Source organism: Streptomyces sp. NPDC104096 (assembly GCF_055584385.1).
This window is the reverse complement of sequence record NZ_JBVJMD010000009.1, coordinates 126865-152751: the sequence shown is the minus strand read 5'-3', so window position 1 is coordinate 152751 and position 25887 is coordinate 126865. Positions and strand designations below refer to the sequence as shown.

General features: G+C 72.6%; 24 protein-coding genes. 18 read left to right on the top strand and 6 right to left on the bottom strand.

What is annotated here, in order from left to right:
* Nucleotides 1-72 precede the first annotated feature (72 nt).
* From ACZ60B_RS13150 to ACZ60B_RS13130, 5 genes are all read left to right on the top strand, one after another.
* Nucleotides 73-1458, top strand: coding sequence for an NADP-dependent succinic semialdehyde dehydrogenase (locus ACZ60B_RS13150; RefSeq protein WP_469386172.1), 1386 nt, complete (start codon nucleotides 73-75; stop codon nucleotides 1456-1458).
* 25 nt (nucleotides 1459-1483) lie between these two features.
* On the top strand, nucleotides 1484-1720 hold the full coding sequence (locus ACZ60B_RS13145) for a DUF6213 family protein (protein ID WP_162468415.1): 237 nt from the start codon (nucleotides 1484-1486) through the stop codon (nucleotides 1718-1720).
* Nucleotides 1721-2140: 420 nt separating this feature from the next.
* A complete protein-coding gene (locus tag ACZ60B_RS13140; protein ID WP_469386283.1) occupies nucleotides 2141-3247 on the top strand; it encodes a type III polyketide synthase in 1107 nt (368 codons plus the stop codon).
* Nucleotides 3244-4458 carry a cytochrome P450 gene (locus tag ACZ60B_RS13135; protein WP_469386170.1) on the top strand — a complete coding sequence of 405 codons (1215 nt, stop codon included), beginning with the start codon at nucleotides 3244-3246 and terminating at the stop codon, nucleotides 4456-4458. The genes ACZ60B_RS13140 and ACZ60B_RS13135 overlap by 4 nt, the downstream gene beginning before the upstream one ends.
* Before the next feature lie 7 nt (nucleotides 4459-4465).
* A complete protein-coding gene (locus tag ACZ60B_RS13130) occupies nucleotides 4466-4987 on the top strand; it encodes a cupin domain-containing protein (RefSeq protein ID WP_469386168.1) in 522 nt (173 codons plus the stop codon).
* A gap of 79 nt (nucleotides 4988-5066) precedes the next feature.
* On the opposite strand, the gene ACZ60B_RS13125 is transcribed toward ACZ60B_RS13130, so the two are convergent.
* Entirely contained in the window at nucleotides 5067-6293 is a 1227-nt protein-coding gene (locus ACZ60B_RS13125; RefSeq protein ID WP_469386166.1) for an acyl-CoA dehydrogenase family protein, read from the bottom strand.
* Nucleotides 6294-6465: 172 nt separating this feature from the next.
* Here ACZ60B_RS13125 and ACZ60B_RS13120 point away from each other — a divergent pair, with 172 nt between their 5' ends.
* A complete protein-coding gene (locus tag ACZ60B_RS13120; RefSeq protein WP_469386164.1) occupies nucleotides 6466-7110 on the top strand; it encodes a TetR/AcrR family transcriptional regulator in 645 nt (214 codons plus the stop codon).
* A gap of 69 nt (nucleotides 7111-7179) precedes the next feature.
* Here ACZ60B_RS13120 and def read toward each other — a convergent pair whose 3' ends face one another.
* Nucleotides 7180-7719 carry a peptide deformylase gene (def, locus tag ACZ60B_RS13115; RefSeq protein ID WP_469386162.1) on the bottom strand — a complete coding sequence of 180 codons (540 nt, stop codon included), beginning with the start codon at nucleotides 7717-7719 and terminating at the stop codon, nucleotides 7180-7182.
* Nucleotides 7720-7878: 159 nt separating this feature from the next.
* Between def and ACZ60B_RS13110 the strand changes: the two genes are divergently transcribed.
* The 5 genes from ACZ60B_RS13110 (at nucleotide 7879) to ACZ60B_RS13090 (ending at nucleotide 12525) form a co-directional block, all read left to right on the top strand.
* Nucleotides 7879-9117, top strand: a complete 1239-nt coding sequence (locus ACZ60B_RS13110; protein ID WP_384730192.1) for a MurT ligase domain-containing protein — start codon at nucleotides 7879-7881, stop codon at nucleotides 9115-9117.
* A gap of 20 nt (nucleotides 9118-9137) precedes the next feature.
* Entirely contained in the window at nucleotides 9138-9866 is a 729-nt protein-coding gene (locus ACZ60B_RS13105) for a type 1 glutamine amidotransferase (RefSeq protein ID WP_450662255.1), read from the top strand.
* Nucleotides 9867-10099: 233 nt separating this feature from the next.
* On the top strand, nucleotides 10100-11125 hold the full coding sequence (locus ACZ60B_RS13100) for a 6-phosphofructokinase (protein WP_469386160.1): 1026 nt from the start codon (nucleotides 10100-10102) through the stop codon (nucleotides 11123-11125).
* 120 nt (nucleotides 11126-11245) lie between these two features.
* Nucleotides 11246-12196 carry a cytochrome c oxidase assembly protein gene (locus ACZ60B_RS13095; protein WP_469386158.1) on the top strand — a complete coding sequence of 317 codons (951 nt, stop codon included), beginning with the start codon at nucleotides 11246-11248 and terminating at the stop codon, nucleotides 12194-12196.
* A gap of 152 nt (nucleotides 12197-12348) precedes the next feature.
* Nucleotides 12349-12525: a hypothetical protein gene (locus ACZ60B_RS13090; protein WP_469386156.1), complete on the top strand. Its 177-nt coding sequence runs from the start codon at nucleotides 12349-12351 to the stop codon at nucleotides 12523-12525.
* Between the two features lie 20 nt (nucleotides 12526-12545).
* Here the strand turns inward: ACZ60B_RS13090 and ACZ60B_RS13085 are convergent, their stop codons facing one another.
* The 4 genes from ACZ60B_RS13085 to ACZ60B_RS13070 are packed head-to-tail and all read right to left on the bottom strand — an operon-like array spanning nucleotide 12546 to nucleotide 16609.
* Nucleotides 12546-13751 carry a sensor histidine kinase gene (locus ACZ60B_RS13085; protein ID WP_469386154.1) on the bottom strand — a complete coding sequence of 402 codons (1206 nt, stop codon included), beginning with the start codon at nucleotides 13749-13751 and terminating at the stop codon, nucleotides 12546-12548.
* Complete coding sequence (locus tag ACZ60B_RS13080) at nucleotides 13748-15478, bottom strand: sodium/solute symporter (protein ID WP_469386152.1); 1731 nt, start codon at nucleotides 15476-15478, stop codon at nucleotides 13748-13750. Before ACZ60B_RS13080 ends, ACZ60B_RS13085 begins: the two co-directional genes overlap by 4 nt.
* Nucleotides 15479-15483: 5 nt before the next feature.
* On the bottom strand, nucleotides 15484-15843 hold the full coding sequence (locus ACZ60B_RS13075; RefSeq protein WP_469386150.1) for a hypothetical protein: 360 nt from the start codon (nucleotides 15841-15843) through the stop codon (nucleotides 15484-15486).
* Nucleotides 15844-15853: 10 nt separating this feature from the next.
* Nucleotides 15854-16609: a LytR/AlgR family response regulator transcription factor gene (locus tag ACZ60B_RS13070; RefSeq protein ID WP_469386148.1), complete on the bottom strand. Its 756-nt coding sequence runs from the start codon at nucleotides 16607-16609 to the stop codon at nucleotides 15854-15856.
* 77 nt (nucleotides 16610-16686) lie between these two features.
* Here ACZ60B_RS13070 and ACZ60B_RS13065 point away from each other — a divergent pair, with 77 nt between their 5' ends.
* The 7 genes from ACZ60B_RS13065 to ACZ60B_RS13035 all read left to right on the top strand — a co-directional run bounded on the left by ACZ60B_RS13065 (nucleotide 16687) and on the right by ACZ60B_RS13035 (nucleotide 25886).
* A complete protein-coding gene (locus tag ACZ60B_RS13065) occupies nucleotides 16687-17211 on the top strand; it encodes an Lrp/AsnC family transcriptional regulator (protein ID WP_469386146.1) in 525 nt (174 codons plus the stop codon).
* Between the two features lie 116 nt (nucleotides 17212-17327).
* The gene (gene ddaH / locus ACZ60B_RS13060) at nucleotides 17328-18146 is read left to right on the top strand and encodes a dimethylargininase (protein ID WP_469386144.1); all 819 of its coding nucleotides are present in this window, start codon (nucleotides 17328-17330) and stop codon (nucleotides 18144-18146) included.
* A complete protein-coding gene (rocD, locus tag ACZ60B_RS13055) occupies nucleotides 18146-19384 on the top strand; it encodes an ornithine--oxo-acid transaminase (RefSeq protein ID WP_469386142.1) in 1239 nt (412 codons plus the stop codon). The genes ddaH and rocD overlap by 1 nt, the downstream gene beginning before the upstream one ends.
* Before the next feature lie 149 nt (nucleotides 19385-19533).
* A complete protein-coding gene (locus tag ACZ60B_RS13050) occupies nucleotides 19534-21993 on the top strand; it encodes a SpoIIE family protein phosphatase (protein ID WP_469386140.1) in 2460 nt (819 codons plus the stop codon).
* Between the two features lie 149 nt (nucleotides 21994-22142).
* Nucleotides 22143-23183 carry an NAD-dependent epimerase/dehydratase family protein gene (locus ACZ60B_RS13045; protein WP_469386138.1) on the top strand — a complete coding sequence of 347 codons (1041 nt, stop codon included), beginning with the start codon at nucleotides 22143-22145 and terminating at the stop codon, nucleotides 23181-23183.
* 116 nt (nucleotides 23184-23299) lie between these two features.
* On the top strand, nucleotides 23300-25054 hold the full coding sequence (locus tag ACZ60B_RS13040) for a glycoside hydrolase family 15 protein (RefSeq protein ID WP_469386136.1): 1755 nt from the start codon (nucleotides 23300-23302) through the stop codon (nucleotides 25052-25054).
* A 106-nt stretch (nucleotides 25055-25160) separates the two neighbouring features.
* Nucleotides 25161-25886: a lysophospholipid acyltransferase family protein gene (locus tag ACZ60B_RS13035; protein ID WP_469386134.1), complete on the top strand. Its 726-nt coding sequence runs from the start codon at nucleotides 25161-25163 to the stop codon at nucleotides 25884-25886.
* Nucleotide 25887 lies beyond the last annotated feature (1 nt).

Below are 25887 nucleotides of genomic sequence, written 5' to 3'. Positions count from 1 at the left end.
ACGCGCACGCGTTGCGGTCCCCCGCGGCGCGCGGGAAGGTCGAGACACAGCCTGCTCCCAGGGAGGACGGTCATGCCCATCGCAACGGTGAACCCGGCGAACGGCGAGACGCTGAAGACGTACGAGGCCATGGGCGAGGAGGAGATCGAACGCCGGCTCCAGCTCGCCGAGGCCACCTTCCGTACGTACCGCACCTCGACGTTCGCCGAGCGCGCCCGCCTGCTGCACCGGGCAGCCGAACTCCTGGAGGCGGACCAGGCGGACATCGGGCGGGTGATGACCACCGAGATGGGCAAGCCGGTCAGGCAGGCCCGCGCGGAGGCGGCCAAGTGCGCCAAGGCGATGCACTGGTACGCCGACCACGCCGAGGAACTGCTCGCCGACGAACTGCCCGCCGACGCCGACGTGCAGGACTCCGGCGCCTCGCGGGTCCTGGTCCGCTACCGGCCGCTGGGGCCGGTGCTCGCGGTGATGCCGTGGAACTTCCCGCTGTGGCAGGTGGTCCGCTTCGCGGCGCCCGCCCTGATGGCGGGCAACGTCGGCCTGCTCAAGCACGCCTCCAACGTCCCGCAGACCGCCCTCTACCTGGAGGACCTCTTCCATCGCGCGGGCTTCGCCGAGGGCACCTTCCAGACCCTGCTGATCGGCGCCGGCGCGGTCGACGGGATCCTGCGCGACGAGCGGGTCAAGGCGGCCACCCTCACCGGCAGCGAGCCGGCCGGCCGGTCGGTCGCGGCGACCTCCGGAGAGATGATCAAGAAGACGGTGCTGGAACTGGGCGGCAGCGACCCGTTCGTGGTGATGCCGTCCGCCGACGTCGAGCGGGCCGCGCGGGTCGCGGTGACCGCCCGGGTGCAGAACAACGGGCAGTCGTGCATCGCCGCCAAGCGGTTCATCGTGCACGCGGACGTCCACGAGGAGTTCACCGAGCGCTTCACGGCGGCGATGAGGGCGCTGAAGGTCGGCGACCCGCTGCTGGAGAGCACCGAGGTCGGGCCGCTGGCGAACGAGCAGGGGCGGGCCGACCTGGAGGAACTGGTCGACGACGCCCGGCGCAGCGGCGCCGCCGTGCTGTGCGGCGGCGAACGGCCCGAGGGACCGGGCTGGTACTACCCGCCGACCGTCCTGTCCGGGATCACCCGGGAGATGCGCATCCACCGCGAGGAGGCCTTCGGGCCGGTCGCCACGCTGTACCGCGCGGGCGATCTGGACGAGGCGGTGCTGATCGCCAACGACTCTCCGTTCGGGTTGAGTTCGAACGTCTGGACGCGGGACGAGGCCGAGGTCGACCGGTTCGTCCGGGACCTGGAGGCGGGCAGCGTGTTCGTGAACGGGATGACGGCCTCCCATCCGGCGTTCCCGTTCGGCGGGGTGAAGCGGTCGGGATACGGGCGCGAGCTCTCCGGGCACGGAATCCGCGAGTTCTGCAACATCACCACCGTATGGCAGGGAGCGTGAGCCTTCCGCGGCTACGATCCCCTTTGTGAACCGCGAAGTGACCCTGCCTCTGATCGTCGACGACCGCGGCACGTTGCAGGTGTCGGCGTCCGACGTCAGCAAGCTGCTGCGCACGGTGGGCGGCCGCTGGCTGCATCTGGTGGAGGCCGGTCAGGACGGCCTGGACGAGGACACGGTCGCGGCGCTGACCATCGAACTGGCCAAGCTGGCCGACCGGATCGACGTGGCGTGCATCGCGCACAGCAGCGGACAGCGGGGCTAGGGCCCGCCGTTCGGACCGGCCCGGCCCTGGCTCGTCCCTGTCCCGGCCCGCCCGCGGGTCGGGGCGCGTCCGTGTGCCCGGTCCGGCGTTCGGCCGGATGCGGGAACCCGGCCCGGTCCGCGGCGGTCGGCCGGCGCCGCCCCGGGACGCTCTCGACGTGCCCCGCCCGCTCCGCCTCGTCCCGGCCGAGCCACGGCTCCGATCGGGTCGGCACCGGATCCCGCGCGGCCCGCCCACCGGCTCCGACCAGCACTTTCCCAGTCACTGGAGCTCACTCGCACGGTGCCGGGCGAGGTGCGCGGCGGCCCGTCCGGCTGCGTCGCGAGGACCCCGATTGGAGTAGTCCAGCGAGAGACCGTCGCCCTGTCGGGTGATCGTGGGTGGACCACCCTCACGGGTGAACCACCTTCTGACCGGAGGATCTGCGAAGGGGTCTTCCGGACGGCGAAAGCAGGCACGGTCATGGCGACTTTGTGCAAACCCTCGGTGTCGGTCCCGGAGCACGTCATCACCATGGAGGAGACGCTCGAGCTGGCGCGTAACCACCACCAGGACCACCCGCAACTGCCCCTGGCCCTCCGTCTGATCGAGAACACGGGCGTCCGCACCCGGCACATCGTGCAGCCGATCGAGGAGACCCTGAAACACCCGGGGTTCGAGGAACGCAACAAGCTCTACCAGGCCGAGGCGAAGGCCCGGGTACCCGCGGTCATCCAGCGCGCGCTCGACGAGGCCGAACTGCTCACCACCGACGTCGACGTGATCATCTACGTCTCGTGCACGGGCTTCATGATGCCCTCGCTCACGGCGTGGCTGATCAACGAGATGGCCTTCGACAGCACCACCCGGCAGATCCCCATCGCCCAGCTGGGCTGCGCGGCGGGCGGCGCCGCGATCAACCGGGCCCATGACTTCTGCACGGCGTACCCGGACGCCAACGCGCTCATCGTGGCCTGCGAGTTCTGCTCGCTGTGCTACCAGCCCACCGACCTCGGCGTCGGATCGCTGCTGTCCAACGGCCTGTTCGGGGACGGCATCGCCGCCGCCGCGGTCCGCGGCAGGGGCGGCACCGGCATCGAGCTGGAGCGCAACGGTTCGTACCTGATCCCCAAGACCGAGGAGTGGATCATGTACGACGTCCGGGCGACCGGCTTCCACTTCCTGCTGGACAAGCGGGTGCCCGCCACCATGGAGCCGCTCGCCCCGGCGCTCCACGACCTCGCGAGCGTGCACGGCTGGAACGCGGCCGACCTGGACTTCTACATCGTCCACGCGGGCGGTCCCCGAATACTCGACGACCTCAGCAAGTTCCTGAAGGTCGATCCGCACGCCTTCCGCTTCAGCCGGGCCACGCTCACCGAGTACGGCAACATCGCCAGCGCCGTCGTCCTGGACGCGCTGCGCCGGCTCTTCGACGAGGGCGGTGCCGAGCACCGGGCGCGCGGACTGCTCGCCGGGTTCGGCCCCGGCATCACGGCCGAGATGTCGCTGGGCCGGTGGAACCGCGGCGACGAAGGGGCGTCATGACCGAGAAGACGATCACCGAGACCCTGCCCCCGGTCCGGCACTGGCCGGCCCTCGATCTGACCGGTGTCGACTTCGACCCGGTCCTGACCGAGCTGATGAACGAGGGCCCCGTCACCCGCATCCAGCTCCCCAACGGCGAGGGGTGGGCGTGGCTGGTCACCCGGTACGACGATGTGCGCACGGTGACCAACGACCCCCGGTTCGGCCGCGAGGCGGTCATGGACCAGCCGGTCACCCGGCTCGCCCCGCACTTCATCCCGGCCCGCGGCGCGGTCGGCTTCCTGGACCCGCCGGACCACACCAGACTGCGCCGGGCGGTGGCCCCCGCCTTCACGGCCAAGGGCGTCGAGCGGATCCGGGAGAGGTCCCGCCTGATGCTCGACGAGCTGGTCGACGAGCTGCTCCAGGACGGTCCGCCCGCGGATCTCACCGAGACGGTGCTCAGCCCGTTCCCCATCGCGGTCATCTGCGAGCTGATGGGCGTCCCGGCGGTCGACCGGCACGGCATGCACACCTGGACCCAGTTGATCCTGTCCTCCTCGCACGGCGCGAACCTCAGCGAGAAGGCCAAGGCCGAGATGGGCGCCTACTTCGCGGACCTGATCGGCCGGCGGGAGGACGGCACGGCCGAGGACGTGACCTCGCTGCTCGGCGCCGCCGTGGGCCGGGACGAGATCACCCTGGAGGAGGCCGTGGGGCTCGCGGTCCTGCTCCAGATCGGCGGCGAGGCGGTCACCAACAACAGCGGGCAGATGTTCTACATCCTGCTGACCCGCCCGAACCTGGCCCGGCAGTTGCGTGCCGAACCGGAGATCCGGCCGCAGGCCATCGACGAACTCCTGCGGTACATCCCGCACCGCAACGCGGTCGGTCTGTCCCGGATCGCACTGGAGGACGTGGCGATCGGAGGCGTACGGATCCGGGCCGGTGATCCGGTCTACGTGTCCTATCTGGCCGCCAACCGCGACCCGGACGTCTTCCCGTACCCCGAGACGATCGACTTCTCGCGGTCGCCGAACCCGCATGTCGCGTTCGGCTTCGGTCCGCACTACTGCCCCGGCGGCATGCTGGCCCGCCTGGAGTCCGAGCTGCTCGTCGACGCGCTGCTCGACCGGATGCCGGGGCTGCGGCTGGCCGTCGCGCCGGAGAAGGTGCCGTTCCGCAAGGGCGCGCTGATCCGCGGGCCCGAGGCCCTGCCCGTCACCTGGTGAGCCCCCGATGACGACGACCGAGGGACTGCTGGTGCCGCCCGGCCACGGCCGGGTGGTCCAGAGTCCCGCGCAGCACGTGACGTTCAAGGTGACCGGTTCGCACTCGCGCACGTCCTCCACCTTCGAGGTGGTGGTCCCGCCGGGCTTCGACGTCGGTGCCCATGTGCACGCGCGCAGCGAGGAGTTGTTCTACGTGCTCGAGGGGGAGCTGGACGTGCTCGCCTTCGAGCCCCGCGTCCGCACCCCCGACAACTGGCGCACCTGGGAGTCGGGTTCGGGCAACCGGGTGGTGCGGGCGACGGCGGGCACGGTGATCGTCGTACCGCCCGGTTGCCCGCACGCGTTCGCGAATCCGACGGAGACGCCCGCGAAGATGTTCTTCCAGGCGTCGCCGCCGCCGGACCACGAGCGCTACTTCGAGGAACTCCTGGAGATCCTGGACGGCGGAGGCCCGCCGGACCACGAGGCGATCGAGGCACTGAGGATGCGCTACGACATCGAGCAGCTGACCCCGCTGAAGCACCGCTGACCGACCGGTGCGGACAGCGGTGCGCGGGGTGCCGGGGCGTGGGCCGGACCGGCACACGCCCCGCCCACGCCCCGCCGTGCTAGCGGATGGGCATCCCCGACAGGGTGCGGGCGATCACCAGGCGCTGGATCTCGCTGGTGCCCTCGAAGATGGTGTAGATCGCCGCGTCCCGGTGCATCCGCTCCACCGGGTACTCCCGGGTGTAGCCGTTGCCGCCCAGGATCTGGATGGCCTGTCCGGTCACCTTCTTCGCGGTCTCACTCGCGAACAGCTTCGACATCGACCCCTCGGCCGACGTGAACGGCCGGCCGTTGACCGCCATCCAGGAGGCCCGCCACACCAGCAGCCGCGCCGCGTCGATGGACGTGCGCATGTCGGCGAGCTGGAAGGCCACGCCCTGGTTGTCGATGATCGGCCGGCCGAACTGCTCGCGGGTCCTGGCGTAGTCGAGGGCGACCTCGTAGGCGGCGCGGGCGGTGCCCACCGCCATCGCGCCCACGGCCGGGCGGGACGCCTCGAAGGTGGCCATCGCGGCGTTCTTCACGCGCTCCCCGCCCGCCTTGGCCCGCTCCCGTGCCCGGGCGAGGCGCTCGTCCAGCTTCTCCTTGCCGCCCAGCAGGCAGGAACCGGGGACGCGCACGTTCTCCAGGACGACCTCGGCGGTGTGCGAGGCGCGGATGCCGTGCTTCTTGAACTTCTGCCCCTGGGACAGGCCCGGCGTGTTCGGCGGGACGATGAAGGACGCGTGGCCCTTGGAGCCGAGCTCGGAGTCGACCACGGCGACGACGACGTGGACGTTGGCGATCCCGCCGTTGGTCGCCCAGGTCTTCGTGCCGTTGATCACCCACTCGTCCTTGGCCTCGTCGTAGACGGCGCGGGTGCGCAGGGAGGCCACGTCGGAGCCGGCGTCGGGCTCGGAGGAGCAGAAGGCGGCGACCTTCACGTCGTTCGCGTCGCCGTACATCTGCGGGATCCAGGTGCCGATCTGCGCCTCGGTGCCGTTGGCGAGGACGCCCACGGCGGCGAGGCCGGTGCCCACGATCGACAGGGCGATGCCCGCGTCGCCCCAGAACAGCTCCTCCATGGCCATGGGGATGCCGAGGCCGGTGGGGTCGAAGTACTGCTGGGCGTAGAAGTCGAGGGAGTAGATTCCGACCTTGGCGGCCTCCTGGATGACCGGCCAGGGGGTCTCCTCACGCTCGTCCCATTCGGCGGCCGCGGGGCGGATGACGTCGGCGGCGAAGCCGTGCAGCCAGTCCCGGACCTCCTTCTGTTCGTCGTTGAGCTCCATGGTGAACTCGGCCATGTCCCCTCCAGCGGCGGCGCACGTGCATGTTACTAGCGGTAACGCGAGTGTGTTACCGACGGGTAGCAGATGTCAACTCCTGATGACCGGTCGGCATCCCGTTCGATGTCAGGAGGGTGTTGAGTGTTAGTTTGCGCAGGCGTCACCGAACCAGCACGGGTGGGGAGAGCTCATGGACACCACACAGCGGACCGATCAGCAGCGGGCCGCCGACCGTCGACGGCGCGAGCTGCTGGAGGCCGCCGACCGCGTGGTGCTCCGCGACGGCCCGCAGGCGTCGATGAACGCCATCGCCGCGGAGGCCGGCATCACCAAGCCGATCCTCTACCGGCACTTCGGCGACAAGGGCGGACTGTACGCCGCCCTGGCCACGCGGCACACGGACGCCCTGCTCTCCTCGCTGCGGGCCGCGCTCGACGCGCCCGCCGAGCGGCGCGAGCGGGTCGAGGCCACCCTCGACACCTACCTCGCCGCCATCGAGGCACGCCCCCAGGTGTACCGGTTCCTGATGCACCCGGCGGAGGGCGGCCAGGCCGGCGACCAGGGTTTCGACGTGGGCAAGCACAGCGCGCCGTTGCTGCGCCGGATGGGCGAGGAGCTGGCCCAGGTGATCGAGGAGCGGGTGGACCTGGGTCCGGGCAGCCAGCAGCTCGCGCGGGTCTGGGGACACGGGATCGTCGGCATGATGCACGCGGCCGGCGACTGGTGGCTGGGCGAACGGCCGTGCTCCCGCGCCGAACTCGTGCGCAGTCTCGCCGACCTGCTGTGGGGCCGACTGGCGGCGGCCGGCGACAAGGTGGGCGGCCCGGGGTTCTGACCCCGGGCCGTCGGCGGCCGGTCCGCCCGTGCGGACGCGTCGTCGGCTTGCCACGTGCGCGCGGACGCCTCACCTGTGCCAGGGGGCCCGCTTCACCTGCCGCCTCAGCCGGTGGCCGCGCCATCCCGTCACCCGGTCCGCGTACACCGTACCGTCCAGATGATCACATTCGTGTTGCAGACAGCGGGCGAAGAAGCCGGTCCCGTGCACGGTGACCGGCTCGCCCGTCACCGTGAACCCCTCGACGACCGCGTGGTCGTGGCGCTCTGTCCCCGCCTCCAGGCCCGGCAGGGACAGGCACCCCTCCGGCCCGCGCAGCACCAGTCCGTCCGCCGTGACCAGCCGCGGGTTGACCACGTGCCCCAGATGCCGGACGTCCTCGTCGTCCGGACAGTCGTACACGAACACCCGCAGCGCCTCGCCGACCTGGTTCGCGGCCAGGCCCACCCCCTGCGCCGCGTACATCGTGGCGAACAGGTCCTCCACGAGCCGGGCCAGTTCGGGACCGAAGTCGGTGACCTCGGCGCAGGGGGCGTGCAGCACCGGGTCGCCGAGCAGGGTGAGGGGCCGGACGCGCCCGCGGGCGCCCGGGATCGGACCTTGTCGCATGGCGGCAAGGGTACGGTCCTGACAGCCGCGCGGATGTCGCGTGGCTGCCGCGGGGGTGCCAGGGTTCGGGTGTGTGAATGGATCTCGATAGGCTGAGGTCCACACCACGTTGCCGAACGGCTTGAGGCGCGGCGCGTACGCAAGGAGGATCGAGAACTGATGGCAGGCAACTCGGACCCGCTCACGCCGCGGGCCAAGATCGCCGTGACCGCGGGCAAGGCGGTCGCGGCGGCATCGCGCGCAGCGGGGCGCGGCAGCGGTTCGGTGATCGGCGGACGGGTGGCGCTCAAGCTCGACCCCGACCTGCTCGCCCGGCTCGCCCAGAACCTGGACGTCGTCCTGGTCTCGGCGACCAACGGCAAGACGACCACCACCCGGCTGATCGCGGAGGCCCTGGGCGCCGCGGGTCCGGTCGTGTCCAACGCGCTCGGCGCGAACATGCCGGCCGGCATCACCTCGGCGCTCGCGGGCGGTTCGGAAGCCCGTTACGCCGTGATAGAGGTCGACGAGAAGTACCTCGCGGGCGTGGCCCGGGACACCGACCCGAAGTGCATCGCGCTGCTCAACCTCTCCCGCGACCAGCTCGACCGCGCGGCCGAGACGCGCATGCTGGCGGAGAACTGGCGTGAGGGCCTGGCCGGTTCCAAGGCCGTCGTCGTCGCCAACGCGGACGACCCGCTGGTGGTGTGGGCCGCGTCCTCGTCCGCCAATGTGATCTGGGTCGCAGCCGGGCAGATGTGGAAGGACGACGCCTGGTCCTGCCCGTCCTGCGGCGGTGTGATGCAGCGTCCGGGCGACGACTGGTTCTGCGGCGACTGCGGCTTCCGCCGGCCGTCGCCGAGCTGGGCGCTCTCCGGCGACCACGTCCTCGACCCGCACGGTTCGGCCTGGCCGATCCACCTCCAGCTGCCGGGTCGCGCCAACAAGGCCAACGCCGCCTCCTCGGCCGCGGTCGCCGCCGTCTTCGGGGTGCCGCCGCAGGTGGCGCTGGAGCGGATGTACCAGGTGCAGGCCGTGGCCGGCCGCTACGACGTCGTGCAGTTCATGCAGCGCGACCTGCGGCTGCTGCTCGCCAAGAACCCGGCCGGCTGGCTGGAGACGTTCTCCCTGATCGACCCGCCGCCGACCCCGGTGATCCTGTCGGTGAACGCGCGCGGCGCCGACGGCACGGACACCTCGTGGCTGTGGGACGTGGACTACACCCGGCTGACCGGCCACCCGATCTTCGTGATCGGCGACCGGAAGCTGGACCTCGCGGTCCGTCTGGAGGTCGCCAACCAGCACTTCCAGGTGTGCGAGAGCGTCGACCAGGCCGTGCAGATGGCACCTCCCGGGCGGATCGAGGTCATCGCGAACTACACCGCCTTCCAGGACCTGCGCCGCCGCGTCGGCAACTGACCCCCAAGGACGGTCATCTCATGAGCGACAACCAACTGCGGATCGTCTGGGTCTACCCCGACCTCCTCAGCACCTACGGCGACCAGGGCAACGTCCTCGTCGTGGAACGCCGGGCCCGCCAGCGCGGCCTCGACGTGGCCCGGATGGACGTACGCAGCGACCAGCCGATCCCGACCTCCGGCGACATCTACCTCATCGGTGGCGGCGAGGACCGGCCGCAGCGGCTCGCGGCCGAGCGGCTGCGCCGCGACGGGCACCTGTACCGGGCGGTGGAGAACGGCGCGATCGTGTTCTCGGTGTGCGCCGGGTACCAGATCCTCGGCCAGGAGTTCGTCAACGACCTGGGCCAGCGCGAGCCGGGTCTCGGGCTGCTGGACGTGACGACGGAGCGCGGCACCGGCGAGCGTTGCGTCGGCGACGTGCTCGCCGACATCGACTCGCGCCTCGGTCTGCCCCCGCTGACCGGCTTCGAGAACCACCAGGGCGTCACCCACCTCGGCCCCACCGCCCGCGCGTTCGCCCAGGTGCGGATCGGCCGGGGCAACGGCACGGGGGACGGCACGGAGGGCGCGTACAACGACACGGTCTTCGGCACGTACATGCACGGGCCCGTGCTCGCCCGCAACCCTCAGGTCGCGGACCTGCTGCTGAAGCTGGCCCTGGACGTGAACGCGCTGCCGCCGATCGACGACCACTGGTACGAGGCGCTGCGCAACGAGCGGATCGCGGCCGCCCAGCAGCCTGCCTGAACGTCTCTGCACAGGCCCGTCGGACACCTTCCGGACACCCGTCCGGTGCCCGTCCGACGGGCCTTCCGCACAGGTGAGCGGGCCCGTCTGACACCCCGTCCGCACAGGTGAGCGGGCCCGTCCAGCAGGCGGACGCACGGTGCGTTCCGGCCCCCTCCTGACGCTAGGGTGGCGACGTCCGCGCCGGACAGCGTGGTTCGGCCCCGGCCCACGTGGAGAAGGTTTTTCGGGCTATGCGCATTGGTGTCCTCACGTCCGGCGGCGACTGCCCCGGCCTGAACGCCGTCATCCGGTCCGTCGTCCACCGTGCCGTGGTCGACCACGGCGACGAGGTCATCGGCTTCCGGGACGGCTGGCGGGGCCTCCTGGAGTGCGACTACCTCAAGCTCGACCTCGACGCCGTGGGCGGCATCCTGGCCCGCGGCGGCACCATCCTCGGCTCCTCCCGGGTCCGCCCCGAGCATCTGCGGGACGGCGTGGAACGGGCCCGGGGCCATGTCGAGGAGCTCGGTCTCGACGCGATCATCCCGATCGGCGGTGAGGGCACGCTGAAGGCGGCCCGCCTGCTGTCGGACAACGGCCTGCCCATCGTCGGCGTGCCGAAGACCATCGACAACGACATCGCGGTCACCGACGTCACCTTCGGCTTCGACACCGCCGTCGGGGTCGCGACCGAGGCCCTGGACCGGCTGAAGACCACCGCCGAGTCCCACCAGCGCGTGCTCATCGTGGAGGTCATGGGCCGTCACACCGGCTGGATCGCACTGCACTCGGGCATGGCGGCCGGCGCCCACGCCATCGTCGTACCGGAACGCCCCTTCGACATCGACGAGCTGGCGCGGCGGGTCGGGGAGCGCTTCGAGGCGGGCAAGCGGTTCGCGATCGTCGTGGCCGCGGAGGGCGCCAAGCCGAGGGCCGGCTCCATGGAGTTCGACGAGGGCGGCAAGGACGTCTACGGCCACGAGCGGTTCGCCGGGATCGCCCGCCAGCTCTCGGTGGAGCTGGAGGAGCGCCTCGGCAAGGAGGCCCGGCCGGTCATCCTCGGGCACGTCCAGCGCGGCGGCACGCCCACCGCGTACGACCGCGTGCTGGCCACCCGCTTCGGCTGGCACGCGGTGGAGGCCGTGCACCGCGGCGAGTTCGGCATGATGACCGCGCTGCGCGGCACCGACATCGTGACCGTGCCGCTGGCGGAGGCCGTGAAGACGCTGAAGACGGTCCCGGAGGAGCGGTACGCCGAGGCGGAGTGCGTGCTCTGAGCCTTCTGCGGGCTTCAGCCGCCCCCGGCCGCAGTCGCGGCCGGGGGCGGCTTTAGTCTGGGTTCGGACAGACAGCTGTGGACAGACAGCGCGCAACCCCCACGAACCAGGAGCCGGCGGATGGATCACAGCGGGCACGGCATGACCATGGATCTGCCGCCGTTCACGCTGGGACGAGGTCTTCAGTGGTCGGCGGACCCCTTCTTCCTCGTGGCCTGCCTGCTGGCCCTGGCCCTGTACGGCTGGGGGGTCGTCAGGCTGCGGCGGCGCGGGGACGCCTGGCCGGTCGGCCGGACCGTGTCGTACACCGTCGGGGTGCTGACGGTCATGGCGGTGATGTGCACCGCGCTGAACGACTACGGGATGGTCATGTTCAGCGTGCACATGGTGCAGCACATGGTGATCAGCATGCTGTCGCCGATCCTGATCCTGCTCGGCGCCCCGGCCACCCTGGCCCTGCGCGCGCTGCCGGTCGCGGGCCGGGGCCGCAAGGGGCCGCGCGAGCTGCTGCTGGCGCTGCTGCACAGCCGCTACATGCGGGTCGTCACGCATCCGGCGTTCACGATCCCGCTGTTCATCGCGAGCCTGTACGCCCTGTACTTCTCCCCGCTGTTCGACTTCCTGATGGGTTCCAGGGCGGGGCACCTGGCGATGATGGTGCACTTCCTCGCCGTCGGCGTGGTGTTCTTCTGGCCGATCATCGGCGTGGATCCCGGGCCGAACCGGCCCGGTCATCTGATGCGGATGCTGGAGCTGTTCGCGGGCATGCCGTTCCACGCGTTCTTCGGTATCGCGCTGATGATGGGGTCGACGCCGATGGTCGACAGCTTCCGCAACCCGCCCGCCTCGCTCGGCATCGACGCGCTGTCCGACCAGAACGCGGCCGGCGGCATCGCGTGGGCGTTCAGCGAGATCCCCTCGGTGCTGGTGCTGATCGCACTGCTGTTCCAGTGGTACGGGTCCGAGCAGCGGCAGGCCAAGCGCTCGGACCGGGCCGCGGACCGGGACGGGGACAAGGAGCTGGAGGCGTACAACGCCTACCTGGCCTCCCTGAACGCACAGGGGCGCTGAAGCCCGCTCCGGGCCGCCACAGCGGCGGTGACCACTCCCCCGACGGTGCCTCGCGGCGCCTCGCACACGCACGGGCGGTACCACCGAGCCCGAACCGGGGCACCATGGAGGAGGACGAACCCTGAGCAGGGTGTCCTGAGGAGGGTGTCGCGATGCCCGGTTCCACGGACGGTTCCACGAGAGCGATGGGGGTGCTCACCCTCGGCGGACTCGTCGTGGTGACGGCCTACACGGTGGCGCTCGGCAGCAACGGCTGGCTGTGGTTCGGCTGGGTCGTGCTGGGACTGCTCACCCTGGCCATGATCGTCACCGACAACCGACCCGCCTAGGTCCGGTACACGCGGGGGGCTCACGTCCCGGTGAGGCGTGCCGCCGAGTGCACGCCCGGCTGGTACTTCGGCAGCCGGGCGGTGATCTTCATGCCCGCCCCGACCGCGGTCTCGATGACGAGCCCGTGGTCGTCGCCGTAGACCTGCCGCAGCCGGTCGTCGACGTTCGACAGCCCGATGCCGCCGGACGGGCTGACCTCGCCCGCGAGGATCCGGCGCAGCAGGGCGGGGTCCATGCCCGCGCCGTCGTCCTCGATGACCACCAGGGCCTCGGCGCCCGCGTCCTGCGCGGTGATCTGGATGCGGCACGTGTCGGCCTTGCCCTCCAGACCGTGCTTGACGGCGTTCTCGACGAGGGGCTGGAGGCACAGGAAGGGCAGCGCCACCGGCAGCACCTCGGGGGCGATCTGGAGGGTGACGGAGAGCCGGTCGCCGAAGCGCGCCCGGACCAGCGCCAGGTAGTGGTCGATGGCGTGGAGCTCGTCGGCGAGGGTGGTGAACTCGCCGTGCCTGCGGAACGAGTAGCGGGTGAAGTCGGCGAACTCCAGCAGCAGCTCCCGGGCGCGCTCGGGGTCGGTGCGCACGAAGGAGGCGATGACCGCGAGCGAGTTGAAGATGAAGTGCGGGGAGATCTGGGCCCGCAGGACCTTGATCTCGGCCTCGATCAGCCGGGTCCTGGACTGGTCGAGGTCGGCCAGTTCCAGCTGCACGGACACCCAGCGGGCGACCTCCCCGGCCGCCCGGACCAGGACCGCGGACTCGCGGGGCGCGCAGGCGACGAGCGCGCCGCGCACCCGGTCGTCGACGGTGAGCGGGGCGACCACGGCCCAGCGCACCGGACAGTCGGGGGTGTCGCAGTCCAGCCGGAACGCCTCGCCCCGGCCGGTCTCCAGAGGGCCCGCGAGCCGCTCCCTGACCTCGGCCCGGTGGTGGCTGCCCGCTCCGTCCCAGACGAGGACGTCGTGGTCGTCGGCGAGGCACAGCGCGTCCGTGCCGAGCAGCGACCGCAGGGTGCGGGCCGATCTGCGGGCCGTCTCCTCGGTGAGGCCCTCGCGCAGCGGGGGCGCGGCCAGGGACGCGGTGTGCAGGGTCTCGAAGGTGGCGTGCTCGACGGGGGTGCCGAGGCCGCCCTGGCTCTCCGGGCGTGCCGTGCGCCGGCCCAGCCAGAATCCGGCGGCCAGCAGGGGCAGCGCGGCCACGCACAGGCCCGCCAGGAATCCGCTCACGCCCGCGCCTCCGGCCGCAGTTCCTCGGTGCGCAGCTCCTCCGGCAGATGGAAGCGCGCCAGCACCGCCGCCGTGCCGGCCGGCACCCGACCCGGGGTCGCGAGGGACACCAGCACCATGGTGAGGAAGCCCAGCGGTACGGACCACAGGGCGGGCCAGGCGAGCAGGGCGTGCGGCGGTCCGCCGGTGCCCGGGAAGCCCGCCATGGTCGCGGTGACCGCCACGAACGCCGAGCCGCCGCCCACCAGCATCCCGGCGGCCGCGCCGGGCGGGGTAAGCCGCCGCCACCAGATGCCGAGGACGAGCAGCGGGCAGAACGACGACGCGGACACGGCGAAGGCGAGCCCGACCGCGTCGGCCACGGGCAGACCACCTACCAGGACGCTCGCCGCGAGCGGCACGGCCATGGCGAGCACCGTGCCGAGCCGGAAGTGCGGTACGCCACGGGCGGGCAGGACGTCCTGGGTGAGGACGCCGGCCACGGCCATGGTCAGCCCGGAGGCGGTGGACAGGAACGCGGCGAAGGCGCCCCCGGCGACCAGCGCGCCGAGCAGTTCCCCGCCCAGGCCCCCGATCATCCGCTCGGGCAGCAGCAGTACGGCGGCGTCCGCGTCGCCGGTGAGGGTGAGTTCGGGGGCGTACAGCCGGCCGAGCGCGCCGTAGACCGGGGGCAGCAGGTAGAAGGCGCCGACCAGGACGAGCACCGCGACGGTGGTGCGGCGGGCGGCGACCCCGTGCGGGCTGGTGTAGAAGCGGACGACGACGTGCGGCAGGCCCATGGTGCCGAGGAAGGTGGCGAGGATCAGTCCGTAGGTGGCGTACAGCGGGCGCTCCTGGCGACCGGCGGCCAGCGAGGTCGACATCCCGGCCTGGCCGCCGCGGTCGGCCGCGGGCACCGTGCTGCCCTCGGCGAAGGTCAGCCGGGTGCCCCGCTCGATGCGGTGGACGCCGGCCGGCAGGTCGAGCCGGGTGCCGTCCAGGGGCCGGCCGTCGACGGTGCCGCTGACGGTCACGGTCAGCGGCCGGTCCAGCATCAGGTCGAGGGTGGAGTCGAAGCGCACGACGCCCGGCCGGCGGAAGGCGGCGGGTTCCTCGAAGGCGTGCGTGGGCGCGCCGTCGCCCTGCCAGGCGAGGACCAGGAAGAGGGCGGGGACCAGCAGGGCGGTGAGCTTCAGCCAGTACTGGAAGGCCTGGACGAAGGTGATGCTGCGCATGCCGCCCGCGGCCACGGTCGCCACCACGACGACCGCCACGATCACCCCGCCGAGCATCCCGGGCGCGCCGGTCAGCACGGTCAGCGTCAGTCCGGCGCCCTGGAGTTGGGGCAGCAGATAGAGCCAGCCCACGCCCACCACGAAGGCGCCCGCGAGCCGTCGTACGGCCGAGGAGGCGAGCCGTGCCTCGGCGAAGTCGGGGAGGGTGTAGGCGCCGGAGCGGCGCAGCGGGGCGGCGACGAACAGGAGCAGGACGAGGTATCCGGCGGTGTAGCCGACGGGGTACCAGAGCATGTCGGGGCCCTGGACGAGGACGAGCCCCGCGATGCCGAGGAAGGAGGCGGCGGAGAGGTACTCGCCGCTGATGGCGGCCGCGTTGAGGCGGGGTCCGACGGTGCGGGAGGCGACGTAGAAGTCGGAGGTGGTGCGGGATATGCGCAGGCCGAAGGCGCCGACGAGGACGGTGGCGACCACGACGAGGGCGACGGCGGGGACGGCGTAGCCGGAGTTCACGACGCTCAGCGGTCCTCCACGAGGAGCACGAAGTCCCGTTCGTTGCGTTCGGCCCGGCGTACGTACCAGCGGGCGAGCAGCACGAGGGGGGCGTACAGGCAGAAGCCGAGGACGGCCCATTCGAGGCGGCGGGCGTCCGGCATGGCGGCGAAGAGCAGCGGGAGCGGGCCGACGAGCAGCACGAGGACGGCGAACACGGCGAGGGCGGCGCGCAGTTGGGTGCGCATCAGGGAGCGGACGTAGGTGTGTCCGAGGGTGGTCTGCTCGGCTATCTCGGTGCGGGGGCGGTAGTAGCCGGAGGCGCGTCCGGTGCGGCGGGGCGGGCCGGTGACGACGACGCGGCGCTCGGCGGGGTCCTGGGGCACGAGTTCCTCCCTAGCTGGTCGGGCGGCGCATCAGCAGGTCCCTGAGCTCGCGTGCGTGGCGGCGGCTGACCTGGAGTTCCTCGGTGCCGACCTGGACGCTCACCGTACCCGCGTCCAGGCGGAGTTCGCCGATGTGGCGCAGGGCGACCAGGTGGCGGCGGTGGATGCGGACGAATCCGCGGGAGCGCCAGCGCTCCTCCAGGGTGGACAGCGGGATGCGGACGAGGTGGCTGCCGCGGCCGGTGTGCAGCCGGGCGTAGTCACCGTGCGCCTCGACATGGGTGATGTCGTCGACCGCGACGAAGCGGGTCACGCCGCCGAGTTCGACCGGGAGGTGGTCGGGGTCGGGTTCGTGCACGGGGAACCGCGGTGCCGTGCCGCGCAGTTCGGCGGCCCGTCGTACCGCCTCGCCGAGGCGTTCCTTGCGGACCGGTTTGAGCACGTAGTCGACGGCCTTCAGGTCGAAGGCCTGGACGGCGAAGTCCTCGTGGGCGGTGACGAACACGACCAGCGGGGGCCGGGCGAAGCCGGTCAGCAGCCGGGCCAGGTCCAACCCGTCGAGACCGGGCATGTGGATGTCGAGGAAGACGACGTCGACGGCCTCGGGGCCGTGCGGGCCGGACTCCAGGGCGCGGTTGATGCGGCGCAGCGCCTCGGTCGCGTCGCCCGCGCCCTGCACGCTGCCTATCCGGGGGTCGGCGTTGAGCAGGTAGAGCAGTTCCTCCAGCGAGGGGCGTTCGTCGTCGACGGCGAGGGCGCGCAGCATGAACGTGGAGTGTAGGAGCAATCGGTACGTCTGGACATGTGCCCTGCGTGTGGGTTCGCGCTGGATACAGTGCGGCCATGAACAGCAGGCCCCCGTCGTTCGACGAGCTCGACCGGAAGATCCTCACCGCGCTGATGGCGAACGCGCGGACCAGTTTCGCCGAGATCGGCGCGGCGGTCGGTCTGTCCTCGACGGCCGTGAAGCGCCGGGTGGACCGGCTGCGGGAGACAGGGGTGATCACGGGGTTCACGGCCACGGTGAAGCCGTCGGCGCTGGGCTGGAGCACGGAGGCGTACGTCGAGGTGTACTGCGAGGGCGCGGCGCCGCCGCGGCGGCTGGCGGAGGTGGTGCGCAACCATCCGGAGATCACCGCGGCGATGACGGTGACGGGCGGCGCGGACGCGCTGCTGCACGTGCGGGCCCGGGACGTGGACCACTTCGAGGAGGTGCTGGAGCGCATCCGGGTGGAGCCGTTCATCCGGAAGACGATCAGCGTGATGGTGCTCTCCCACCTGCTGCCGGAGAGCCCGGAGGCGGGCGCGAGCCAGCCGGCTCCCAGCGAGCCCGCGCAGGACGCAGCGGAGATGCGCCGACCGGCGTAAAGACGCAGCGATGCTGCGTGAACACGCAGGGTTCGTTCCTTGTCGTGCGGTTCTGTCACTTCTTACCTTGGTGTCAACCCTCAGTCGCCACCCGTAGGAAGCGGAGGAACCCCTCTGTGTCCGAAAGCCGTGTGCCACGCTCCCGGCGTTTCCTGGTCTGCGAACCCAGACACTTCGCCGTGCAGTACGCGATCAATCCCTGGATGCATCCCGACACCCATGTCGACGTCGATCTGGCCCGGGAGCAGTGGCGGGCGCTGATCGGCGCCTACCGGGCCCACGGCCACACCGTCGAGACGGTGGAGCCGGTGGCCGGTCTGCCGGACATGGTCTTCGCCGCGAACTCGGCGGTCGTCGTCGGCGGCCGGGTCTTCGGCTCGCTGTTCCACGCGCCCGAACGGCGCCCCGAGGCCGTGCACTACGACACCTGGTTCAAGGCCGCGGGCTTCACCGTGCACCGTCCCGAGTCGGTCTGCGAGGGAGAGGGCGACCTGGTCTGGACCGGCCGCTACCTGCTGGCCGGGACCGGCTTCCGGACCACCCGGGAGGCGCACCGGGAGGTGCAGGAGTTCTTCGGCCGGCCGGTGATCGGCCTGACGCTGGTGGACCCGTACTTCTACCACCTGGACACGGCGCTGTTCGTGCTCGGCGACGGCCCCGACGCCGACATCGTGTACTACCCGCAGGCGTTCTCTCCGGGCAGCCGCGAGGTGCTGGAGCGGCTGTTCCCGGACGCCGTCCTGGCCACCCGCGAGGACGCGCTGGCGTGGGGCCTGAACTCGGTGTCCGACGGCCGTCACGTCTTCATCGCGCCGCAGGCCGAGGCGCTGGCCGCCCGGCTGGCCGAGCGCGGCTACCTCCCCGTCCCCGTCGACCTGTCCGAGTTCCACAAGGCCGGCGGCGGCATCAAGTGCTGCACCCAGGAGATCCGCTGATGACCGCACCCGCCCGTACGCTCCCGGACAGCCGCACCTCGGCCGACCTGATCCGCGCGGAGGCGCCCGTCCTCGCGCACAACTACCATCCGCTGCCCGTGGTCGTGGCCCGGGCCGAGGGCGTCTGGGTGGAGGACGTCGAGGGCCGCCGCTATCTCGACATGCTGGCCGGCTACTCCGCGCTCAACTTCGGCCACCGCCATCCGGCGCTGATCGAGGCGGCGCACCGCCAGCTCGACCGGCTGACCCTCACCTCGCGCGCGTTCCACAACGACCGGCTCGCCGGGTTCGCCGAACGGCTGGCGGCGCTGACCGGCCTGGACATGGTGCTGCCCATGAACACCGGCGCGGAGGCGGTGGAGAGCGCGATCAAGGTGGCCCGCAAGTGGGCGTACGAGGTGAAGGGCGTGCCCGCCGACCGGGCCACCATCGTGGTCGCGGCGGACAACTTCCACGGCCGTACGACGACGATCGTCGGCTTCTCCACGGACGAGACGGCCCGCGCGGGCTTCGGCCCCTTCGCGCCCGGCTTCCGGGTGGTGCCCTACAACGACCTCGCGGCGCTGCGGGCGGCGGTCGACGAGACGACGGCCGCCGTCCTGATCGAGCCGATCCAGGGCGAGGCGGGCGTGGTCGTCCCGGACGACGGTTATCTGGCCGGTGTCCGGGAGCTGACCCGGCGGGAGAACTGCCTGTTCGTCGCGGACGAGATCCAGTCGGGTCTCGGCCGCACCGGCCGCACCCTCGCGGTCGAGCACGAGGGGGTCGTCCCGGACGTCCTGCTGCTGGGCAAGGCGCTGGGCGGCGGCATCGTGCCGGTGTCGGCCGTGGTGGGCCGCCGGGAGGTCCTCGGGGTGCTGCGGCCCGGCGAGCACGGCTCCACGTTCGGTGGCAACCCGCTCGCCGCCGCGGTCGGCACGGCCGTCGTCGAACTGCTGGAGACGGGCGAGTTCCAGCGCCGGGCCGCCGAGCTGGGCACGGCGCTGCGCGACGGCCTGACCGCGCTGGTCGGCCGGGGTGTGGTCGGCTTCCGCGCCCGCGGGCTGTGGGCGGGCGTCGACGTGGACCCGGCCATCGGCACCGGCCGCGAGATCAGCGAGCGCCTGATGCGCGAGGGGGTCCTGGTCAAGGACACCCACGGTTCCACGATCCGGCTGGCGCCGCCGCTGACGATCACCGGCGAGGAACTGGCGGGGGCGCTCGCCGCCCTGGCGAAGGTGCTCGCGCAGACGGCCTGATCCGGACCCCGCGACCCCGTCCGCACGAGCCCGCCCGGCTCGTGCGGACGGGGTCGTCGCCGTCCTGCGGTGGCGCGGGGGCCTGCGGTTGCGCAGTGTGAAGACTGTCGGGTGGTGGTGGACCACTGTCAACGCCAGAGGGGTCGGCCGTGAGCGCACACGAGGAGCACGACGTGGCTCGCCCGCGCTTCGACGTGGCCGACGCCGCGCCCCTGCTGCTCGACGCGCAGGGTGTGGTGACGAGCTGGACCGGCGGTGCCCGGCGGCTGCTGGCGTACTCGGCCGCGGAGGCGGTCGGCCGGGGGCTGGCCGACCTGCTCGGCGAGCGGGACGCGGCGCGGGTGCCGGAGCTGGTCGAGCACTGCCGTGAGCACGGCGGCTGGTCGGGGCTGCTCACCGTACGGACCAAGGACGGCCGGCCGGTCAGCGTCATGGCCCGGCTGGTCCGGGCCGAGGACGACGCGGGCCCGGCCCGGCTGCTGATGCTGGTGTCGGAGCTGTCCGGGGCGGCGGGCTGGGACCTGGGCCGCGGCATGCTGGAACAGCTGGTCCAGTCGCCGATCGGCATCGCGATCGTGGACCGGGACCTGCGCTACGTGTGGTCCAACGAGGCCCTCGCACAGTTCGGCGGCGGGTCGCCGCAGGAGCGGCTGGGCCTGCGGATCTCGGACATCCAGCCGGGCCTGGACACCGATCGCATGGAGGCCCGGATGCGGCAGGTGCTGGAGACCGGGGAGCCGGTGACCGGCTACGAGCACGTGGGCCACGTGCAGTCCACGCCGCACCGCGAGACCTCCCACATGATGTCGTTCACCCGCCTGGAGGACGAGCACGGTCACCCGGTGGGCGTGTACTACACGGTCGTGGACATCACCGAGCTGCACCGCGCACGGCAGCGGCAGGCGCTGCTGGACCGGGGCGGCGAGCACATCGGCCGCAGCCTGGACATCATGCGCACCGCGCAGGAGCTGGCCGACGTGGTGGTCCCGGCCTTCGCCGACTTCGTCACCGTGGACCTGCTGGAGCCGGTGCTGCGCGGCGCCGAGCTCTCGCCCGGACCCCTGCGCGACGTGGACCCGCTGCGGCTTCGCCGGGTCGCCCAGCGGTCGGCACAGAAAAACCTGCCCGAGGCCGTCATCGCCATCGGGCAGACCGCCGCCTACGCGTCCGGATCGCCTCCGGTGCGGTGCCTGTCCACCGGCACGTCGTGGCACGAGGAACGCCTCGACCCCCTGGCCCGGGAGTGGGCGACGAACATCCCGGAGGGCAAGGAAGCCACGTTCGTGGAGCTGGGGCTGCACAGTGTGCTGATCGTGCCGCTGCGGGCGCGGGGCATCACCCTCGGCATCACCCTGTTCTACCGGCGGCACCGCCAGGAGCCCTTCGACGAGGACGACCTGGCCCTGGCCGAGGACATCGTCTCGCGGGCGGCCGTGTGCATCGACAACGCCCGCCGCTACACCCGCGAGCGCCTGTCCGCGCTGGTCCTCCAGCGCAACCTGCTGCCGCGCCGGCTGCCCGAGCAGGACGCGGTGGAGGCGGCCGCCTGCTACCGCCCCGCCGACGAGCTGACCGGCCTCGGCGGCGACTGGTACGACCTCATCACGCTGTCCGGCGCGCGGGTGGCCCTGGTGGTGGGCGAGGTGCTCGGCCACGGCATCCAGGCCGCCGCGGCGATGGGACGGCTGCGGACCGCCGTGGACACCCTGGCCGCGCTGGACCTCCCGCCCGACGAGGTGCTCGGCCATCTGGACGACCTGGTGGCCCGCTCGGCGCACGAGGAGGTGACCGGGGCGGACCCCGAGGGGGGCGACGAGGCCGGGACCCTGGGCGCGGGCTGCCTGTACGTCGTCTACGACCCGGTCGAGGGACGCTGCGGGATGGCCGCCGCGGGCCATCCCGCGCCGGTGGTGATCGCGCCGGACGGGAGCATCACCTTCGTCGAGCTCCCCCAGGGACCGCCGCTCGGGGTCGGCGGTCCGCCCTTCGAGGCGGTGGAACTGACCCTGGAGGAGGGCAGCACGCTGGTCCTGCACACCGACGGCCTGCTGGCGCACAGTACGCAGGAGCACTTCGCCGACGCGGACCGCGACCGGCTGCGCACGGCCCTGGGGCGTCCGTCGACCAGCCTGGAGCTGCGCTGCCGGGACGTGGTCGACGCGCTGGTGCCGGCCGGGCCGCACGACGACGTCGCCCTGCTGATGGCCCGCACCCACCGGCTGGACGCCGGGCACGTCGCGTCCTGGGACCTGCCGGCCGAACCGGAGATCGTCGCCGAGGCCCGCGGGTCGGCCGTCCGGCAACTGGCGCAGTGGGGGCTGAAGGAGCTGACGTTCAGCACGGAACTGGTGGTCAGCGAGCTGGTCACCAACGCGATCCGGCACTCGGCGGGCCCGATCCGGCTCCGGCTGATCCGGGGGCACGCCCTGGTGTGCGAGGTCTTCGACGGCTCCGCCACCGCGCCCCATCTGCGCCATGCGCGCACCACGGACGAGGGCGGGCGCGGCCTGCTGCTGGTCTCCCAGTTCGCCGACCGGTGGGGGACCCGCTTCGTCCCCGACGGCAAGATCATCTGGGCTGAGCAGTCCCTGGCGGGGCACACGGGGTGACGGGTCGCACGGTGCTCGGCGGCTCGTCCGCCGGGAACCGGCGACCGGCGACCGGGAACCGTCCCGACCGTCCTGTCGACCGTCCGGAGGGCGTACGCGGTCCCCGGCTGGGTACCCGGCGTGGACCTCCCCGTGGAAGGGCGGCTGCGATGAACGACATGACGCGGCAGCAGACAGCAGGCACCGGCGGACTGCGGGTGGTGGTCGTCGGCGCGACCGGCAACGCGGGTACGAGCGTGGTGGAGTCCCTGCGCCACCATCCCGCGGTGGCCTCGGTCCTCGGGCTCGCCCGCCGGGTCCCGGACTGGAAACCCGACGGCACCTCCTGGGCGGCCGCGGACGTCGACCCGGGCGGCGGCGATCTCGTCGAGCACTTCACCGGTGCGGACGCGGTCGTCCATCTGGCCTGGAAGTTCCAGCCCACCCACGACCCCGTCACGACATGGCGCACCAACGTGCTCGGCAGCATCAGGGTCTTCGAGTCCGCGGCGGCGGCCGGGGTCCCCGCGCTGATCCACGCGTCGTCCGTCGGCACCTACTCGCCCGGCCCCAAGGACCACCCGGTCGACGAGTCCTGGCCGACCCACGGCTGGCCCCAGGCGGCGTACTGCCGCGAGAAGGCCTACCTGGAGCGGTACCTGGACGCGTACGAAACGGCCCACCCGGACGTGCGGGTGGTCCGGATGCGCCCCGGGTTCCTGTTCAAACGGGAGTCGGCGTCACAGCAGCGGCGGATCTTCGCCGGGTCGCTGCTGCCCACCCAGTTGCTGCGACCGCCGTTCGTGCCGGCGGTCCCGGACCTGCCGGGACTGGTCTTCCAGGCCCTGCACACCGACGACGCGGCCACCGCGTACGTGGCGGCCGTCGTACGGCCCGTGCACGGCGCGTTCAACCTCGCCGCGGATCCGCCCCTGGACGCGGCCGCGCTCGGCCGGATCCTGGAGTCACGGCCGCTGCGGCTCCCGCTGCCGCCGGTCAGGGCCGCGCTCTCGATGGCCTGGCGGCTACGGCTCGTACCCGCCTCCCCCGACCTGTTCGACGCCGTCCTGCGACTGCCGCTGATGGACAGCTCGCGGGCGCGGGCGGAACTGGACTGGCGGCCGCGGCGCAGGGCCACCGAAGCCGTCCGGGAGTTCCTGGACGGCCTGCGCGACCACGCGGGCATGGACACGGCACCGCTCTCCGCCTGAACCGGACCGCCGCCGTACGAGGTCCGCACGGCGTCCGTACGAGGTCCGCCGCCCGGCCCGGGGACGACACCGGGCCCGGCGGACCACGTGCCGCCGGACGAAGGGACACGCACACGTTGACCCCCGCCACACCCGGCCCGCCCGCCCCGCACGCCCTGCGCGACTACGCCCTGCTCGCCGACGGCCGGCGCGGCGCCCTGGTCGGACCGCGCGGCGACATCGTGTGGATGTGCGCCCCCGACTGGGACAGCGACGCCGTCTTCGCCGCCCTGATCGGTGGCGAGGGCTGGTACACCGTCTCCCCCACCGGCCCGTTCGTCTGGGGCGGCTACTACGAGTCGGGCAGCCTCGTCTGGCGCAGCCGCTGGATCACCACCGACGGCATCGTCGAGTGCCGCGAAGCCCTCGCCCACCCCGGCGACCCGCACCGCGCCGTCGTACTGCGCAGGATCCTGGCCGTCGAGGCCGACGCCCACGTCGACGTCCGGCTGAGCCCCGCGGCGGGCTTCGGCACCCACCCGATGCGCGAGGCTCGCCGCGACGGGACGGGCCGCTGGACGGCACGCACCGGCGGCCTGCACGTCCGCCTCGACGGCGCACCCGACGCCCGGCCGGACGGCACGGCGCTGCGCACCACGGTGCGTCTGCGGGCCGGCGAGCACCACGACCTCGTCCTGGAGGTCTCCGACCGGACGCTGCCGGCCCCCGAGCCGGCCGACCGGCTGTGGCGGGGCACGCAGGCGGCGTGGAAGGCGGGCGTCCCCGACCTCGCGAACACCCTCGGACGGCGGGACGCCCGGCACGCCTACGCGGTCCTGTCCGGCCTCACCGGCCCCGGCGGCGGCACCGTGGCCGCGGCCACCACGAGCCTGCCGGAACGTGCCGAGCAGGGCCGCAACTACGACTACCGGTACGTGTGGATGCGCGACCAGGCCTACATCGGCGAGGCGGTCGCCGCCGCCGGGGCGCACCCGCTGCTGGACGACTCCGTCCGGTTCGTCGTCGCCCGCCTGCTCGAACACGGGCCCGCGCTCGCACCCGCGTACACCGCCGCCGGAACCGCGGTGCCGGACCAGCGCAGGCTCGATCTGCCCGGCTACCCGGGCGGCTTCGACGTCGTCGGCAACCAGGTCAACCACCAGTTCCAGCTCGACGTGTTCGGGGAGTGCCTGCTGCTGCTCGCCGCCGCGGCCCGCCACGGCCGCCTCGACGCCGACGGCTGGCACGCCGCCGTCACCGCCGCCGACACGATCGCCGCCCGCCACCGGGAGCCGGACGCCGGGATCTGGGAACTGGACGCCGACCGCTGGGCGCACAGCCGGCTGGTCTGCGCGGCCGGGCTGCGCGCGATCGCCGCCGCGGGCCCGGGGGCGGGCGCCGGCCGCGCCGCCGGCTGGGAGGCGCTGGCGGACCGACTGGTGGCCGAGACCTCCGCCGAGTGCCTGCACCCCTCGGGGCGCTGGCAGCGCTCCCCGGCACAGCCGGGAGTGGACGTCGCGCTGCTGCTGCCCGCCGTCCGCGGCGCCCTGCCGGCCGACGACCCCCGGACCGTCGCCACGCTGCGTGCCGTGCGCGCCGACCTGGGCGTGGACCACCACGTCTACCGGTTCCGGCACGACCAGCGGCCCCTGGAGGACGCCGAGGGGGCGTTCCTGCTCGGCGGGTTCGTCATGGCGCTGGCCGAGCACCAGCAGCACGACGAGGTGGCGGCGGTCCGCTGGTTCGAGCGCAACCGCGCGGCCTGCGGCCCGCCCGGCCTGTACGCGGAGGAGTTCGACGTCGCCCAGCGGCAGTTGCGCGGCAACCTGCCCCAGTCCTTCGTGCACGCGCTCATGCTGGAGGCCGCCGCCACCCTCGCCCGCCGCCGATGACCCTCCCGTGCGCCCGGAAACGGCGACGAGATTGCCTCCGCTCCGACGTCGCGGGAAGCTTGCGCAGAAGTATGCAGGTCGACCGTGGACGGGCGAGAGGCGAGCCGTGTTCTACTACCTCCTGAAGTACGTGGTGCTGGGACCGCTGCTGAGAGTGCTCTTCAGGCCCCGGATCGAGGGCCTGGAGCACGTACCGGCGTCGGGCGCGGCCATCGTCGCGGGCAACCACCTCTCCTTCGCCGACCACTTCCTGATGCCCGCGATCCTCAAACGGCGCATCACCTTCCTGGCGAAGTCGGAGTACTTCACCGGTTCGGGCCTGAAGGGCCGGCTGACCGCCGCCTTCTTCCACAGCATCGGGCAGATCCCGGTGGACCGCACCGGCAAGGAGGCGGGACAGGCCGCGATCCGCGAGGGCCTGGGCGTGCTGAGCCGGGGCGAGCTGCTGGGCATCTACCCGGAGGGCACCCGTTCGCACGACGGGCGGCTGTACAAGGGCAAGGTCGGCGTCGCGGTGATGGCCCTGCGGGCCGGCGTGCCGATCGTGCCGTGCGCGATGATCGGCACCTTCGAGGCGCAGCCGCCGGGCCGGGTCCTCCCGCGCATCCACCCCGTCGTCATCCGCTTCGGCAAGCCGCTGGACTTCTCCCGCTACGCGGGGATGGAGAGCGAGAAGGCGATCCTGCGCGCCGTCACCGACGAGCTCATGTACGCCATCCTGGCGCTGTCCGAGCAGGAGTACGTCGACCGGTACGCGGCCGAGGTCAAGGCCGAACTGGCGGGAGACACGGCGGCCAGGCAGCCCAGGTTCCCCAGGATGCCGCTGAGTTGAC